Here is a 16,519-nt window from a genome sequence, read left to right on the forward strand (position 1 = left end):
AATGACCCACCAGTGGCGCGGAATCATCGAGGAGTACCGGGACAGGCTGCCGGTCTCCGACACCACGCCGGTCGTGACGCTCCGTGAGGGCGGCACGCCCCTCGTGCCCGCGCAGGTGCTCTCCGAGCGCACGGGCTGTGAGGTCCACCTGAAGGTGGAGGGGGCCAACCCCACCGGGTCCTTCAAGGACCGCGGTATGACCATGGCCATCAGCAAGGCCAAGGAGGAGGGGGCGAAGGCCGTCATCTGCGCCTCCACGGGCAACACGTCCGCCTCCGCCGCCGCGTACGCCGTGCGGGCCGGCATGGTCTCCGCCGTGCTCGTGCCGCAGGGCAAGATCGCCCTCGGCAAGATGGGCCAGGCCCTCGTGCACGGCGCGAAGATCCTCCAGGTCGACGGCAACTTCGACGACTGCCTCACCCTGGCGCGCGCGCTGAGCGACAACTACCCCGTGGCGCTGGTGAATTCGGTCAACCCGGTGCGCATCGAGGGCCAGAAGACGGCTGCCTTCGAGATCGTGGACATGCTCGGCGACGCGCCCGACATCCACGTCCTGCCGGTCGGCAACGCGGGCAACATCACGGCCTACTGGAAGGGCTACAAGGAGTACGCCGCCGACGGCGTCTCCGGCAAGACCCCCCGGATGTGGGGTTTCCAGGCGTCCGGCAGCGCCCCGATCGTGCGGGGCGAGGTCGTCAAGGACCCGTCGACCATCGCCACCGCCATCCGCATCGGCAACCCCGCGTCCTGGAGTCACGCCCTGGCCGCGCGGGACGAGTCCGGCGGTGCCATCGACGAGGTGACGGACCGTGAGATCCTGCGCGCCTACCGCCTGTTGGCGGCGCAGGAGGGCGTCTTCGTGGAGCCCGCCTCCGCCGCCTCCGTGGCCGGTCTGCTCAAGGCCGCCGAGCAGGGCAAGGTGGACCCGGGCCAGCGCATCGTGTGCACCGTCACCGGCAACGGCCTGAAGGACCCCGACTGGGCCGTCGCCGGCGCCCCGCAGCCGGTCACCGTCCCGGTCGACGCGGCCACCGCGGCCGAGCGCCTCGGCCTGGCCTGAGCGCCGGGGGCCGGAGCCGGGAGCCGGAACCTGGTGCCGGAGCCGGAGCCGGAGCCGGAGCCGGAGCCGGAGCCGGAACCGGGAGCCGGAGCCAACCGGAGCCGGAGCCCGGACCGGGGCTTGAGGGCCCGGGTGCCCGAGCCGGAGCGCAAAGGCACCTGAGCCCGGGCACGAGGTGCCCGAGCCCGAGCGCACCGGCGCCCGAGCGCCGGCTCCGGGCGCTCCGGGTCCGGGCGCTCCGGGTCCGGGCGCTCCGGGTCCGGGCGCTCGGGGTCCGGGAAATCCCTGACAGGGTGCACAGAGGGCATACGACACGCATCGTGCGCCTCCTGTGCGCCCTATGTCGCCACAGAACCTTCCTTCGATAGGCTGTACCGAACCCCGCCCGTGGCACATGCCCTCGCACATGGGCGGCGCCGCGCCGGCCGCGCGGCCTGAGGGTCTCCCGTACGTATCGAATGTCTTCGACAGTCACGCAGCTCAAGGAGAGTCAACGAGCGATGGCCGGTCCAGCGTTCCGCGCCGCCGCCGTCCGGGTGCGCGTTCCCGCCACCAGCGCCAACCTCGGTCCGGGTTTCGACGCCCTGGGCCTCGCGCTGGGGCTGTACGACGACGTGGTCGTCCGGGTGGCCGACTCCGGGCTGCACGTCGACATCGCGGGAGAGGGCAGCGAAACCCTGCCGCGGGACGAGGGCCACCTCCTCGTCCGCTCCCTGCGCACCGCCTTCGACCTGCTGGGCGGGCAGCCCCGGGGCCTGGAGATCGTCTGCGCCAACCGCATCCCGCACGGCCGGGGCCTCGGCTCCTCCTCCGCCGCCATCTGCGCCGGCATCGTCGCCGCCCGCGCGGTGACCATAGGCGGCGAGACCCGCCTGGACGACGCGGCGCTGCTGGAGCTGGCCACCGAGATCGAGGGCCACCCGGACAACGTGGCCGCCTGTCTGCTCGGCGGCTTCACCCTGTCCTGGATGGAGGCCGGCGCCGCCCGGGCCATCAGGATGGAGCCGCACCATTCCATCGTTCCGGTGGTTTTCGTGCCCGGGAAGCCGGTCCTGACCGAGACCGCGCGCGGTCTGCTCCCGCGCTCCGTGCCGCACGTCGACGCCGCCGCCAACGCGGGCCGCGCCGCCCTGCTCGTCGAGGCCCTGACCAGGCGCCCCGAGCTGCTGCTGCCCGCCACCGAGGACCGCCTGCACCAGGAGTACCGCGCGCCGGCCATGCCGGAGAGCGCCGCGCTGGTGGAGCGGCTGCGGGCCGACGGCATCCCGGCCGTCATCTCGGGCGCCGGGCCCACCGTCATGGCGCTCGCCGACGCGGACAGTGCCGACAAGGTCTCTCACCTCGCGGGTGAGGGCTGGGCCGCCAACCGGCTGGACCTGGACGTCCAGGGAGCGAGCGTGCTGCCGCTTGCGACCTGACACACGGTTGCCGGATTTGGAGAGGGGGAATGTTTGTTGGATCCGGTAGTGTTAATCTCAAGTCTGCACCCGACCCCACCATGGCGAGGTGCCTCGTGTCCCCGTCCGGGACAGACATTCTTCCGGGAGCCTCCCGCGCCACTCCGTGTTCCTTGCGTCGTACCTGGGCAGTACGTCGTATGCGAGCACTGAGCGGGCCGCCGGGCACGCTTCGGAATCGGTGCTACCACGCCACGTGACACTCGGTGCCACGGCTCGCGGAAGCGCCATCACCGCACATTTCTTCCGCCGCTTTGGCGGACCACCGCCCCGGCACGGTTCACAGAAGACAGGACCGTAGCCGGACAGCACAACCGGTCGCCGAGCCAGACAGGCCGACGTCCGCTCCAGGGAAGGACCCTTCGTGAGCGACACCACCGATCTGATGGGCGCACGTGTCGAGGAGACCGCTGCCGCGCCCGCCACGGACGCCTCCGCGCCTGCCACCGGTGCCGGCTCCCGGCGGCGCCGCGGTACCGGCCTTGAGGGCATGGTGCTGGCCGAGCTGCAACAGGTTGCCTCGGGCCTCGGGATCAGGGGCACCGCGCGGATGCGCAAGAGCCAGCTGATCGAGGTCATCAAGGAGGCGCAGGCCGCCGGGGGTGCCCCCGCCGCCAAGGCCGACACCGCCACCGAGACCAAGCCGAAGCGCCGGGCCACCTCCAAGGCCCGCACCGGCGAGTCCGCCGAGAACGGCGAGAGCACGGCGAAGAAGGCGGAGGCCAAGACCGAGGCCCCCGCCGAGAAGGCCGTGGCCCAGCAGCAGATCGAGATCCCCGGCCAGCCGGCCTCCGACGACGCCCCGGCCGAGCGCCGTCGCCGTCGCGCCACCGCCGAGGCGGGCAGCCCGGCCGCGGGCGGCGCCGAGACCGTCGCCGCCGAGGCCAAGGGCGAGGCCAGGGCCGAGACGTCCGCGCAGCAGCAGTCGCAGGGCGAGGCCAGGGGCGACGCCGACGGCGATGGCCGTGGCCGCCGGGACCGCCGCGAGCGCGGCCGGGACCGCGACCGCCGCAACAAGGGCGACGACCAGCAGGGCCAGGGCGGCGGCCGCCAGGACCGCCAGGACCGGCAGGACCGCCAGGACCGGCAGCAGCAGGGCCAGCAGCAGGGCGGCGGCCGTCAGGACCGCAACACCGGTCCGCAGGACGACGACGACTTCGAGGGCGGCCGTCGCGGCCGTCGTGGCCGCTACCGCGACCGCCGTGGCCGCCGTGGCCGCGACGAGATCGCCGAGCCGCAGCTCGCCGAGGACGACGTCCTGATCCCGGTCGCGGGCATCCTGGACATCCTCGACAACTACGCCTTCATCCGGACCTCCGGCTACCTGCCCGGCCCGAACGACGTGTACGTCTCCCTCGCCCAGGTCCGCAAGAACGGCCTGCGCAAGGGCGACCACGTCACCGGTGCGGTCCGCCAGCCGAAGGAGGGCGAGCGCCGCGAGAAGTTCAACGCGCTGGTCCGCCTGGACTCCGTCAACGGCATGGCGCCCGAACACGGTCGTGGCCGCCCGGAGTTCAACAAGCTGACCCCGCTCTACCCGCAGGACCGGCTCCGCCTGGAGACCGACCCGGGTGTGCTCACCACCCGCATCATCGACCTGGTCTCGCCGATCGGTAAGGGTCAGCGCGGTCTGATCGTGGCCCCGCCGAAGACCGGTAAGACCATGATCATGCAGGCGATCGCCAACGCGATCACGCACAACAACCCCGAGTGCCACCTGATGGTCGTCCTCGTCGACGAGCGTCCGGAAGAGGTCACCGACATGCAGCGGTCGGTCAAGGGCGAGGTCATCTCCTCGACCTTCGACCGTCCGGCCGAGGACCACACGACCGTCGCCGAGCTGGCCATCGAGCGGGCCAAGCGACTGGTGGAGCTGGGCCACGACGTGGTCGTGCTGCTCGACTCGATCACGCGTCTGGGCCGCGCCTACAACCTGGCGGCGCCCGCCTCCGGCCGCATCCTGTCCGGTGGTGTCGACTCGACCGCGCTCTACCCGCCGAAGCGGTTCTTCGGTGCGGCGCGCAACATCGAGGACGGCGGCTCGCTGACCATCCTGGCCACGGCTCTCGTGGACACCGGGTCCCGCATGGACGAGGTGATCTTCGAGGAGTTCAAGGGCACCGGCAACATGGAGCTCAAGCTCGACCGGAAGCTCGCCGACAAGCGCATCTTCCCGGCGGTGGACGTCGACGCGTCCGGCACCCGTAAGGAAGAGATCCTGCTCGGCGCCGAGGAGCTGGGCATCGTCTGGAAGCTGCGCCGGGTGCTGCACGCGCTGGACCAGCAGCAGGCGATCGAGCTGCTTCTCGACAAGATGAAGCAGACCAAGTCGAACGTCGAGTTCCTGATGCAGATCCAGAAGACGACGCCGACGCCCGGCAACGGCGACTGACGGTTCGCCGCAGGGAACAGAACAGAGGCCCGCCCCCGTCCACCGCGACGGGGGCGGGCTTCTGGCATGAAGGCCGCACGCGAGATCTTCGCCACAAGGGTCTCGGTGGGCGCCGGTTTCCGGGCGGACGATCTCCGGCTTCGAATCCGCAGGTGAGCGCCGTACCCGCGGACGGATTGACTACGCACCGTGCCCGTCGCCGTACGCGGTGGGCACGGTGCGTTGTGCAACCCTGTCCCGAGTTTCCCCGTCTGACCAGGCGGAGTGACGACGGAGCGGTGACGACCGCGCCTGACCCTGACCTCAGGGGGTAACCGACCTACGAGACCTAGGAGCGACGTGGCCGCCGAGAGCACGCCCCAGCCCGCCGTGACAGAGCCGGGCACGACCTCGCGCCGCCGGGCCAAGGGCCGCCGCCGCAAGGCGCCCAGCACGGGACGCAAGGCCCTGCGCGCGACCGCCTGGACGGCGGCCGGCGTGGTGGTGCTGGGCGGGACCGGCGCCGGGTACCTGTACTTCAAGCTCAACGGCAACCTGCACAGCGTCGACATCAACCAGGCCCTCGGCACCGACCGGCCCTCGAAGGCCGACAACGGCTCCGAGAACATCCTGGTCCTCGGCTCGGACACCCGCTCCGGCACGAACAAGAAGCTCGGCGGCGGCACCGACGACGGCAGCGCCCGCTCCGACACGGCGATGATCGTGCACGTGTACGAGGGCCACAAGCGGGCCAGCGTGGTCTCCATACCCCGGGACACCCTGGTGGACCGGCCCCGGTGCACCGACACCAAGGGCACCACCCACCCCGCCGCGTCCGGCGTGATGTTCAACGAGGCGTACTCCACCGGCGGCGCGGCCTGCGCGGTCAAGACCGTCGAGTCCATCAGCGGCATCCGCATGGACCACTACCTGGAGGTCGACTTCCAGGGCTTCCAGAAGCTCATCGACGACCTCGGCGGGGTCCAGGTCACCACCACCAAGGACATCGACGACCAGCAGAGCCACCTGAAGCTCAAGGCCGGCACCCACACCCTGAACGGTGAGCAGGCCCTCGGCCTGGTCCGCACCCGGCACGGCGTGGGCGACGGCTCCGACCTGGGCCGCATCCAGCTCCAGCAGGCGTTCGTCAAGGCCCTGATCGACCAGGTCAAGCACGTCGGCGTCCTCACGAACCCGAAGAAGCTGTACGACCTCGCCGACAGCGCCACCAAGGCCGTCACCACCGACTCCGACCTCGGCTCGGTCAACTCCCTGATCGACTTCGCCGGCGGCCTGAAGGGCATCGGCTCGTCCCACATGAAGATGGTGACGATGCCGGTCCAGTACGACCCGGCCAACCCCAACCGCGTCCTCCTGGCCAAGACCAAGGCCCAACTGGTCTGGGACGCCCTGAAGAACGACCGCCCCATTCCGAAGTCGGCCACGGAAGGCACGGCCACGGGCGAGGCCAAGGGCGTCGTCAGCGCCGGTTAGGGGCGCGGTGATCAAGCGGCTCCCCCTGGGCGGACCCACCCCTCACCCGAGCCGGAATAGAACAACCGCACCCCCGGTTTTGGGGGATGGCCCCAGTCCTGGCAGACTGGTACGTCGGCTCCGGTTCACGCCTCCGCATCCCGCGGCAGCGACCCGGCGCCCTCCCGAAACCTAGGAGACACCTTGAAGCGCGACATCCACCCCGCGTACGTCGAGACGCAGGTCAGCTGCACCTGCGGCGCGTCGTTCACCACGCGCAGCACCATCGAGTCCGGCACCATCCGGGCCGAGGTCTGCTCCGAGTGCCACCCGTTCTACACGGGCAAGCAGAAGATCCTCGACACCGGTGGCCGTGTGGCCCGCTTCGAGGCCCGCTTCGGCAAGGCTGCCGCCGGCTCCAAGAAGTAGCGAGCCCCATTTCGCCGGTCCACGGTCACGCCCTCACGGGGGTGTGCCCGGGACCGGCGTTTTTGGTCGCCCGCCCTTCCCACCACCGCAGTACAGGAGCCCAAGATGTTCGAGGCCGTCGAGGAACTCGTCGCCGAGCACGCCGACCTGGAGAAGAAGCTCGCCGATCCGTCGGTCCACGCCGACCAGGCGAACGCGCGCAAGCTGAACAAGCGCTACGCCGAGCTGACCCCGATCGTCGCCACGTACCGCTCCTGGAAGCAGCACGGCGACGACATCGAGACCGCGCGCGAGCTGGCCGCCGACGACCCCGACTTCGCCGCCGAGGTCAAGGACCTGGAGAAGCAGCGCGAGGAGCTGACCGACAAGCTGCGCCTGCTGCTCGTCCCGCGCGACCCCAGTGACGACAAGGACGTCATCCTGGAGATCAAGGCGGGCGCCGGCGGCGACGAGTCGGCGCTGTTCGCGGGCGACCTGCTGCGCATGTACCTGCGCTACGCCGAGCGCGTCGGCTGGAAGACCGAGATCATCGACGCCACCGAGTCCGAGCTGGGCGGCTACAAGGACGTCCAGGTCGCGGTGAAGGCCCGCGGGCAGATCGAGCCCGGCCAGGGCGTGTGGGCCCGGCTGAAGTACGAGGGCGGGGTGCACCGCGTGCAGCGGGTCCCGGCCACCGAGTCCCAGGGCCGTATCCACACCTCCGCCGCCGGTGTCCTCGTGACCCCCGAGGCCGAGGAGGTGGACGTGGAGATCAACCCCAACGACCTCCGCATCGACGTCTACCGGTCCTCCGGCCCGGGCGGCCAGTCCGTCAACACCACCGACTCCGCCGTGCGCATCACGCACATCCCGACCGGAGTCGTCGCTTCCTGCCAGAACGAGAAGAGCCAGTTGCAGAACAAGGAGCAGGCGATGCGTATCCTGCGCTCCAGGCTGCTCGCCATGGCGCAGGAGGAGGCGGAGAGGGAGGCGGCCGACGCCCGCCGCAGCCAGGTCCGCACCGTCGACCGCTCCGAGAAGATCCGCACCTACAACTTCCCGGAGAACCGCATCTCGGACCACCGCGTCGGCTTCAAGGCGTACAACCTGGTCCAGGTCCTGGACGGCGACCTCGACGCCGTCATCCAGGCCTGTGTCGACGCCGACTCGGCGGCGAAGCTCGCCGCCGCCTGAGAGCCGTACGCACGCACGAGCACGAGTACGACACGGAGGACTCGCGTGAACCTGCTGCTCGCAGAGGTGGCCCAGGCCACCCAGCGGCTGGCCGACGCCGGCGTGCCCTCGCCGCGCACCGACGCGGAGGAGCTGGCCGCGTTCGTGCACGGCGTGAAGCGCGGCGAACTGCACTCCGTGAAGGACGCCGACTTCGACGCCCGGTACTGGGAGGTCATCGCCCGGCGCGAGCAGCGCGAGCCGCTCCAGCACATCACCGGGCGGGCCTACTTCCGGTACCTGGAGCTCCAGGTCGGGCCGGGGGTGTTCGTGCCCCGGCCGGAGACCGAGTCGGTGGTCGGCTGGGCCATAGACGCCGTGCGTGCCATGGACGTGGTCGAGCCCGGCATCGTCGACCTGTGCACCGGCTCCGGCGCCATCGCGCTCGCCCTCGCCCAGGAGGTCCCGCGCTCGCGCGTGCACGCCGTGGAGCTGTCCGAGGACGCCCTGGTGTGGACCCGCAAGAACATGGCCGGCTCCCGCGTCGACCTGCGCCAGGGCGACGCGCTGACCGCCTTCCCGGACCTCGACGGCCAGGTCGACCTGGTCATCTCCAACCCGCCGTACATCCCGCTCACCGAGTGGGAGTACGTCGCCCCGGAGGCCCGTGACTACGACCCGGAGATGGCGTTGTTCTCCGGCGAGGACGGCCTGGACCTCATCCGGGGCATCGAACGCACCGCGCACCGGCTGCTGCGCCCGGGCGGGGTCGTCGTGATCGAGCACGCCGACACCCAGGGCGGCCAGGTGCCGTGGATCTTCACCGAGGAGCGGGGCTGGGCCGACGCGGCCGATCACCCCGACCTCAACAACCGGCCGCGGTTCGCCACCGCCCGCAAGGCGCTGCCGTGAGCACCCCCCAGTTCTCAACCCCGCAGTACGTGTACGAGGAGGCCAGCTAGACATGGCACGGCGATACGACACCAACGACGCGACCGACCGTGTGACGGGTCTGCGCGAGGCCGCGTCCGCCGTCCGCCGGGGCGAGCTGGTGGTCCTGCCGACCGACACGGTGTACGGCATCGGCGCCGACGCGTTCTCCTCGGAGGCCGTCGCCGACCTGCTCGCCGCCAAGGGCCGGGGCCGCAACATGCCCACCCCTGTCCTCATCGGCTCCCCGAACACCCTGCACGGCCTCGTCACGGACTTCTCCGAGCTGGCCTGGGAGCTGGTCGACGCGTTCTGGCCGGGCGCCCTGACGCTCGTCGCCAAGCACCAGCCGTCCCTCCAGTGGGACCTCGGCGACACCCGCGGCACGGTCGCCGTCCGCATGCCGCTGCACCCGGTCGCCATCGAACTGCTCACCGAGGTCGGCCCGATGGCCGTCTCCTCGGCGAACCTCACCGGCCACCCGGCGCCGGAGGACTGCGACGCCGCGCAGGAGATGCTCGGCGACTCCGTCTCCGTCTACCTCGACGGCGGCCCCACCCCGGGCAACGTGCCGTCGTCCATCGTGGACGTCTCCCGCGAGGTGCCGGTGCTGCTGCGCGCGGGCGCGCTCTCCGCGGAGGAGCTGCGCAAGGTCGTACCCGACCTTGAGGTGGCGAATTGACGGCCCCTGAAGCGGGGCGTGGCATAGGCGGCGGGGGCTACAGCGCGGAGGAGACGACGACGTTCGGGTTCCCCCGCGACACCTTCCGCATCCTCCACGTCAGCACCGGCAATGTGTGCCGCTCGCCCATCACCGAGCGGCTGACCCGCCACTTCGTCGCGGAGCGGCTCGGCGTACTCGGTGGCGGGCTGATCGTGGAGAGCGCCGGGACCTGGGGTCACGAGGGCGCGCCCATGGAGTCCCACGCGGAGACCGTGCTGGCCGAGTTCGGGGCGGACGCCTCCGGGTTCGTCGGCCGGGAGCTGCTGGACGAGCACGTGATCAGGGCGGATCTGGTGCTGACCGCCACCCGCGACCACCGCGCCCAGGTCATCTCCATGGGCCATTCGGCGGGCCTGCGCACCTTCACCCTGAAGGAGTTCACCCGCCTGGTCCGGGCGATAGATCCGGCCACCCTGCCGCCCCTGGAGGACGGCGTGGTCATGCGGGCCCGGGCGCTGGTGCGCGCGGCGGCGGCGCTGCGCGGCTGGCTGCTCGCCCCGACCGCGGAGGCCGACGAGGTGTACGACCCGTACGGCGCCCCGCTCACCTTCTTCCGGTCGATCGGCGACGAGATACGGGATGCCCTGGACCCGGTGGTGACGGCGCTGACCGGGGTCGCGGCACGGACGTAGGGCGCGCGGCCGCAATACCGGGCGTCCCGCACCTGCCCGGCCTACATTGGGGATACGTCACCGCCGACCGCCCCGGGAGCCCGCCATGTCGGTCACCCATTCCCTTGAGACCGACGTCCTGCGTCGGCAGGACCCGGCCATGGCCGAGATCCTCCTGGCCGAGCTGGAGAGGCAGTCGACCACGCTCCAGCTGATCGCCGCCGAGAACTTCTGCTCGCCGGCCGTGCTGGCCGCCCTCGGCTCCGCGCTCGCCAACAAGTACGCCGAGGGCTACCCCGGCGCCCGGCACCACGGCGGCTGCGAGCTCGTCGACGTCGCCGAACGCGCGGCCATCGACCGGGCCAAGGCCCTGTTCGGCGCCGAGCACGCCAACGTCCAGTCCCACTCCGGTTCCTCGGCCGTGCTGGCCGCCTACGCGGCCCTGCTGCGCCCCGGTGACACCGTCCTCGCCCTCGGCCTGCCCTACGGCGGCCACCTCACCCACGGCTCCCCGGCGAACTTCTCCGGCCGCTGGTTCGACTTCGTCGGCTACGGCGTGGACGCCGAGACCGGGCTGATCGACCGGGACCAGGTGCGCCACCTGGCCCGCAACCACCGGCCCAAGGCGATCGTGTGCGGCTCCATCGCCTACCCCCGGCACCTGGACTACGCCTTCTTCCGCGAGGTCGCCGACGAGGTCGGGGCCTATCTGATCGCCGACGCCGCGCATCCGATCGGCCTGGTCGCCGGGGGAGCGGCGCCGAACCCGGTGCCGTACGCGGACATCGTGTGCGCGACCACCCACAAGGTGCTGCGCGGCCCGCGCGGCGGGATGATCCTGTGCGGCGCGGAGCTGGCCGAGCGCGTGGACCGGGCCGTCTTCCCCTTCACCCAGAGCGGCGCCCAGATGCACACCATCGCCGCCAAGGCCGTCGCGTTCGGCGAGGCGGCGACCCCGGCGTTCACCGTGTACGCCCACCAGGTGGTCGCCAACGCGCGCGTGCTGGCCGGTCACCTGGCCGCGGAGGGGCTGGCCGTCACCACCGGCGGCACGGACACCCACCTGATCACCGCCGACCCCGCCCCGCTCGGCGTGGACGGCCGCACCGCGCGCGGCCGGCTGCTGGCGGCCGGCCTGGTGCTGGACTGCTGCGCGCTGCCGCACGGCGACGGCCGCGGGCTGCGCCTGGGCACGGCCGCGGTGACCACCCAGGGTATGGGCGAGCCGGAGATGGTGCGGATCGCGGCGCTGCTGGCGGCCGTGCTGCGCGGCGAGACGGAGCCGGTCGCGGCGCGGGAGGAGGCACGCGCGCTGACCGGCCAGTTTCCGCCGTATCCCGGCTGAACCGGGGTAGCCGACGGGGGTGCACAGCCACTCGTGCAACCATCGTCGCTACCCGGAAGTCCTCATCCATATGCGTCCGTCGCTAGGGTGTGGGGCTGTGATGGCCAGCGAGACCTGTGGGGAAGCCCGTGCGTGAATACCTGCTGACGCTCTGCATCACGGCTGCGGTGACGTACCTCCTGACGGGACCGGTACGGAAGTTCGCGATCGTGGCCGGGGCGATGCCGGAGATCCGTGCCCGGGACGTGCACCGGGAACCCACTCCGCGCCTCGGCGGTATCGCGATGTTCTTCGGGCTGTGCGCGGGTCTGCTGGTCGCCGACCACCTGACCAACCTCAACGAGGTCTTCGCGAAGTCCAACGAGCCGCGGGCGCTGCTCTCCGGCGCGGCCCTGATCTGGCTGATCGGTGTCCTGGACGACAAGTTCGAGATCGACGCGCTGATCAAGCTGGGCGGTCAGATGATCGCCGCGGGCGTGATGGTCATGCAGGGTCTGACGATCCTGTGGCTGCCCGTCCCGGGCGTCGGCAACGTCGCCCTGACCCAGTGGCAGGGCACGCTGCTGACGGTGGCCCTGGTGGTCATCACGATCAACGCGGTGAACTTCGTGGACGGCCTGGACGGCCTCGCGGCCGGCATGGTGTGCATCGCGGCGGGCGCGTTCTTCCTGTACGCCTACCGGATCTGGTACTCGTACGGCATCGAGGCCGCCGCCCCCGGCACCCTGTTCGCGGCGATCCTGATGGGCATGTGCCTGGGCTTCCTGCCGCACAACATGCACCCGGCGCGGATCTTCATGGGCGACTCGGGGTCGATGCTCATCGGCCTGGTGCTGTCGGCCGGCGCGATCTCGATCACCGGCCAGGTGGACCCGGACGCGCTGAACCTGTACGCGGGTTCGGAGAAGGCGGCGGTCCACCAGACGGTCCCGGTGTACATCCCGCTGCTGCTGCCGCTGACGATCATCGCCGTACCGGCCGCCGACCTGGTGCTGGCGATCGTGCGCCGTACCTGGCGCGGCCAGTCGCCGTTCGCCGCCGACCGCGGCCATCTGCACCACCGTCTGCTGGAGATCGGCCACTCGCACAGCCGGGCGGTGCTGATCATGTACTTCTGGTCGGCGCTGATCGGCTTCGGGGCGCTGGCGTACTCGGTCAACTCGGCGTCGATGTGGATCGTGCTGGGCGTGGTCTTCCTGAGCGCGGTCGGTCTGGTGCTGCTGCTGCTCCCGCGCTTCACCCCGCGCGTGCCGGTGTGGGCCCAGCGGTTCGTGCCGCCGCGGTACCGCAGGCGGCGCCGGGCTCCCGAGGCCACGGCGGCGGCGGAGGCCGTCACCGGCACGGAAGCGGAGGCTCCGGGCGGCGAGGAGCGGACCCCGGTCACGGCCGGTGTCTCGGGCGTCAACGGGGCGACCGCGATCGGCGGCAGGTCACGATTCCTCGATCGCCGTTGACGGCCAAGGTAAGAATCTGACTAGAGCATTGCCAACTCGTGGGGGAGCAAACGCCCCTAATACCAGACAAGTGGGCGCGGTTTTTGCACAGACGGGCACTGTCACTCTCATGTGTGACAGCGAGCACACCCACCAGGTAAAGACCTCATCAAATAGTTTGTGATACGGTTCACGAGAACCCCGGATAGAGCCGAAGGACCCGAGTGCGACGGTCCATTGGTGTGAGGTCTCGATCACTCAGCCCGGGACTACGCTCGTCCATGACGACACCTGCCCCCTGTGAAAAGCGGAGTTGCCGCCATGCCGTCCAATGACGTCCGGAACCTTGCGCAGATCGCCGTGCCCACGGCGGCTGCCGGCGTGATCGCCGTCGCCGTGAGCGCCGCGGTCGCGGGGGGCAAGGGCGCGCTCGGCGCGGTCGTCGGCACGGTGCTGGCCATCCTGTTCATGGGAATCGGCCTCTACGTGCTCCAGTGGACGGCGAAAACGCTTCCGCAGCTCTTCCAGGCGATGGGGCTGCTGCTCTACGTCGCCCAGCTTCTGCTCCTCCTGATCTTCGTCGCCGTCTTCAAGGACACCTCGCTCTTCAACGCGAAGACGTTCGCCGTGTCGCTCGTCGTCGCGACCGTCGTGTGGATGGCCGCGCAGGCACGCGCGCACATGAAGGCCAAGATCTTCTACATCGACCCGGACTCCGCGAAGAGTGAGAAGTCCGAGAAGACAGGGCGGAAGCCGTGAGGGGTAGGGGCGGGATAAAGGCTTGTGAGATCTCCTGCTATCGTCCGGTGCCAACTGCGGCATCGCGGGCGCGGGCATCTGAGCTGACGCCTGCTCGATCGCGAGGCTCGATGCCCCCCAGCCGCCCCCACATCCGTAACACCAGTCCGGTGCCGATCCGCGGCCGTGTGCCGCGCCGACACAACGAGGTTGCCGAACCCATGCGTCACGCCGAAGGAGCCCGCGGTGAGTGCTGACCAGACCCAGCTCGCCTTCGACTGGAGTTGTCGGATCATGTCCGACAACGGGTGTGGCTTCCCGGCTCCGGGCCTGCACTCCTTCCTGTTCAAGCCGCTCGCCACGGTCGGCGGCTTCGAGTTCAACAAGGTGATGCTGCTCGCGCTCGTCACCAGCGTGCTCGTCGTCGCCTTCTTCTGGGCCGCCTTCGGCAAAGCCAAGGTCGTCCCGGGCAAGCTCCAGATGATCGGCGAGGCAGGCTACGACTTCGTCCGCCGCGGCATCGTGTACGAGACCCTCGGCAAGCGCGAGGGCGAGAAGTGGGTGCCGCTCATGGTCTCCCTCTTCTTCTTCATCTGGATCATGAACGTGTGGTCCGTGGTCCCGCTCGCGCAGTTCCCGGTCTCCTCGATCATCGCCTACCCGGCGGTGCTCGCCGCGATCGTCTACGTCACCTGGGTCGCGCTGACCTTCAAGAAGCACGGTTTCGTCGGCTTCTTCAAGAACGTCACCGGCTACGACAAGTCGCTCGGCCCGGTGCTGCCGCTGGTCATGGTCATCGAGTTCTTCTCGAACCTGCTGGTCCGCCCGTTCACGCACGCGGTGCGACTGTTCGCCAACATGTTCGCCGGTCACCTGATGCTGGTGATGTTCACCGTCGCCTCCTGGTACCTGCTGAACAGCTGGATGGTCCCGGCCGCCGGCGTCTCCTTCGTGATGACGATGGCCATGATCTGCTTCGAGCTCTTCGTCCAGGCCGTCCAGGCGTACGTCTTCGTCCTGCTGGCCTGCTCCTACATTCAGGGCGCTCTCGCCGAGCACCACTGAGTCGTACCACCGCCCCCAACCCCCCAGTCGTCCGGTGGCCAACCCCCACCGGTCCATGAAAGAGAAGGAAGAACCGGCATGTCCGCTCTCCAGACCCTTGCTGCTGAAACCGGCGTCCACGGCTCCGTCGGCTCCATCGGTTACGGCCTCGCCGCGATCGGCCCCGGCATCGGCGTCGGCATCATCTTCGGTAACGGCACCCAGGCCCTGGCCCGTCAGCCCGAGGCCGCCGGTCTGATCCGCGCCAACCAGATCCTGGGCTTCGCGTTCTGTGAGGCGCTCGCCCTCATCGGCATCGTTATGCCGTTCGTGTTCGGTAAGTAATCAGCGCTTACCCGACACGAATCGACGAAAGGCACTGATGTGATCGCCAACCTGGTTGCACTCGCGGCCGAGGAGGAGCAGAACCCGCTCGTTCCTCCGGGCCCCGAGCTGCTCGTCGGCACCATCGCCTTCGCCATCGTGTTCTTCTTCTTCTGGAAGAAGCTGCTTCCGAACATCAACAAGGTTCTGGAGGAGCGTCGCGCGGCGATCGAAGGCGGCATCGAAGAGGCCGACGCCATGAAGGTCGAGGCCCAGAGCGTCCTTGAGCAGTACAAGGCCCAGCTCGCCGAGGCCCGGCACGAGGCCGCGCGCCTGCGCCAGGAGGCGCAGGAGCAGGGTGCCGCGCTCATCGCCGAGATGCGGGCCGAGGGCCAGCGCCAGCGCGAGGAGATCGTCACCGCCGGCCACGCCCAGATCGAGGCCGACCGCAAGGCCGCCGCCTCCGCGCTGCGTCAGGACGTCGGCAAGCTCGCCACCGAACTGGCCGGCAAGCTCGTCGGCGAGTCCCTTGAGGACCACGCCCGCCAGAGCCGTGTGATCGACCGCTTCCTCGACGAGCTTGAGGAGAAGGCCGAGGCCACGCGATGAACGGAGCGAGCCGCGAGGCCCTGGCAGCCGCACGTGAGCGTCTCGACGCGCTGACGGACTCCACGTCCGTCGACGCCGTGAAGCTCGCGGACGAGCTGGCGGCCGTCACCGCGCTGCTCGACCGCGAGGCCGGCCTGCGCCGGGTCCTCACCGACCCGGCGCAGCCCGGGGAGGCGAAGGCGCAGCTGGTCCAGCGCCTGATCGGCGGCCAGGTCAGCGGCTCCGCCGCCGACCTGGTGTCCGGACTGGCCCGGTCCCGCTGGTCGCAGCCCCGCGACCTGGTGGACGCGCTGGAGGAGCTGGCGAACATCGCCGACCTCACGGCCGCGGAGAAGACGGGCACCCTCGACGACGTCGAGGACGAGCTGTTCCGGTTCGGCCGGATCGTCTCCTCCAACACCGGGCTGCGCGCCGCGCTCACCGACCGTGCCGCCGGCACCTCGGCCAAGACCGAGCTGCTGCACCGGCTCCTGGGCGGACGGGCCAAGCCGGCCACCGAGCGGCTGGTGACGCGCCTCGCGACCGCGCCGCGTGGACGTAGCCTGGAGACGGGACTGGAGTCCCTGTCCAAGCTCGCCGCCGAGCGCCGGAACCGCATGGTCGCCGTCGTCACCTCGGCGGTGCCGCTGAGCGACGGGCAGCGCGAGCGCCTCGGTGCCGCCCTGACCAAGCTCTACGGGCGTCGGATGCACCTCAACCTCGACGTCGACCCCGAGGTCGTCGGCGGGATCCGGGTGCAGGTCGGTGACGAGGTCATCAACGGCTCCCTCGCGGACCGGCTGGACGAGGCCGCCCGCCGCATGGCGAGCTAGCAGCAAC

At 70.6% G+C, this 16,519-nt stretch carries 16 protein-coding genes; all 16 read left to right on the top strand.

Annotation, left to right across the window (positions count from 1 at the left end):
• Position 1 precedes the first annotated feature (1 nt).
• The 16 genes from thrC to IE294_RS31435 all read left to right on the top strand — a co-directional run bounded on the left by thrC (position 2) and on the right by IE294_RS31435 (position 16,512).
• Positions 2-1,060 (top strand): threonine synthase, encoded by a 1,059-nt coding sequence (thrC, locus tag IE294_RS31360; RefSeq protein WP_189891667.1) that lies wholly within the window; start codon positions 2-4, stop codon positions 1,058-1,060.
• Between the two features lie 500 nt (positions 1,061-1,560).
• Positions 1,561-2,478 (top strand): homoserine kinase, encoded by a 918-nt coding sequence (gene thrB, locus IE294_RS31365; protein WP_189891669.1) that lies wholly within the window; start codon positions 1,561-1,563, stop codon positions 2,476-2,478.
• 403 nt (positions 2,479-2,881) lie between these two features.
• The gene (gene rho, locus IE294_RS31370) at positions 2,882-4,909 is read left to right on the top strand and encodes a transcription termination factor Rho (protein ID WP_189891671.1); all 2,028 of its coding nucleotides are present in this window, start codon (positions 2,882-2,884) and stop codon (positions 4,907-4,909) included.
• Positions 4,910-5,248: 339 nt separating this feature from the next.
• Positions 5,249-6,382 carry an LCP family protein gene (locus IE294_RS31375; protein WP_189891673.1) on the top strand — a complete coding sequence of 378 codons (1,134 nt, stop codon included), beginning with the start codon at positions 5,249-5,251 and terminating at the stop codon, positions 6,380-6,382.
• A gap of 183 nt (positions 6,383-6,565) precedes the next feature.
• Positions 6,566-6,790: a 50S ribosomal protein L31 gene (gene rpmE, locus IE294_RS31380; RefSeq protein WP_014675000.1), complete on the top strand. Its 225-nt coding sequence runs from the start codon at positions 6,566-6,568 to the stop codon at positions 6,788-6,790.
• A gap of 105 nt (positions 6,791-6,895) precedes the next feature.
• Positions 6,896-7,963, top strand: a complete 1,068-nt coding sequence (gene prfA, locus IE294_RS31385) for a peptide chain release factor 1 (RefSeq protein ID WP_189891675.1) — start codon at positions 6,896-6,898, stop codon at positions 7,961-7,963.
• Positions 7,964-8,008: 45 nt separating this feature from the next.
• Complete coding sequence (gene prmC / locus IE294_RS31390) at positions 8,009-8,854, top strand: peptide chain release factor N(5)-glutamine methyltransferase (RefSeq protein ID WP_189819070.1); 846 nt, start codon at positions 8,009-8,011, stop codon at positions 8,852-8,854.
• 52 nt (positions 8,855-8,906) lie between these two features.
• Positions 8,907-9,554 carry an L-threonylcarbamoyladenylate synthase gene (locus tag IE294_RS31395; protein WP_014675003.1) on the top strand — a complete coding sequence of 216 codons (648 nt, stop codon included), beginning with the start codon at positions 8,907-8,909 and terminating at the stop codon, positions 9,552-9,554.
• Entirely contained in the window at positions 9,551-10,228 is a 678-nt protein-coding gene (locus IE294_RS31400; protein ID WP_058081908.1) for an arsenate reductase/protein-tyrosine-phosphatase family protein, read from the top strand. The genes IE294_RS31395 and IE294_RS31400 overlap by 4 nt, the downstream gene beginning before the upstream one ends.
• Positions 10,229-10,313: 85 nt before the next feature.
• Entirely contained in the window at positions 10,314-11,552 is a 1,239-nt protein-coding gene (gene glyA / locus IE294_RS31405) for a serine hydroxymethyltransferase (protein ID WP_189891677.1), read from the top strand.
• Between the two features lie 128 nt (positions 11,553-11,680).
• Entirely contained in the window at positions 11,681-13,006 is a 1,326-nt protein-coding gene (locus IE294_RS31410) for an MraY family glycosyltransferase (RefSeq protein WP_189891679.1), read from the top strand.
• A 300-nt stretch (positions 13,007-13,306) separates the two neighbouring features.
• Entirely contained in the window at positions 13,307-13,744 is a 438-nt protein-coding gene (locus tag IE294_RS31415; protein WP_189891681.1) for a Cg1360 family ATP-synthase-associated protein, read from the top strand.
• A gap of 225 nt (positions 13,745-13,969) precedes the next feature.
• Positions 13,970-14,788, top strand: a complete 819-nt coding sequence (gene atpB / locus IE294_RS31420; protein WP_494487335.1) for a F0F1 ATP synthase subunit A — start codon at positions 13,970-13,972, stop codon at positions 14,786-14,788.
• A gap of 78 nt (positions 14,789-14,866) precedes the next feature.
• A complete protein-coding gene (gene atpE, locus IE294_RS31425) occupies positions 14,867-15,112 on the top strand; it encodes an ATP synthase F0 subunit C (protein WP_014675009.1) in 246 nt (81 codons plus the stop codon).
• Positions 15,113-15,151: 39 nt separating this feature from the next.
• Positions 15,152-15,700 (top strand): F0F1 ATP synthase subunit B, encoded by a 549-nt coding sequence (locus IE294_RS31430; protein WP_189891683.1) that lies wholly within the window; start codon positions 15,152-15,154, stop codon positions 15,698-15,700.
• Positions 15,697-16,512 (top strand): F0F1 ATP synthase subunit delta, encoded by an 816-nt coding sequence (locus tag IE294_RS31435; RefSeq protein ID WP_189891685.1) that lies wholly within the window; start codon positions 15,697-15,699, stop codon positions 16,510-16,512. The genes IE294_RS31430 and IE294_RS31435 overlap by 4 nt, the downstream gene beginning before the upstream one ends.
• The last annotated feature ends 7 nt before the right edge of the window (positions 16,513-16,519 follow it).

Origin of the sequence: Streptomyces canarius (assembly GCF_014650735.1) — a bacterium.
Classification (GTDB): domain Bacteria; phylum Actinomycetota; class Actinomycetes; order Streptomycetales; family Streptomycetaceae; genus Streptomyces; species Streptomyces olivaceoviridis.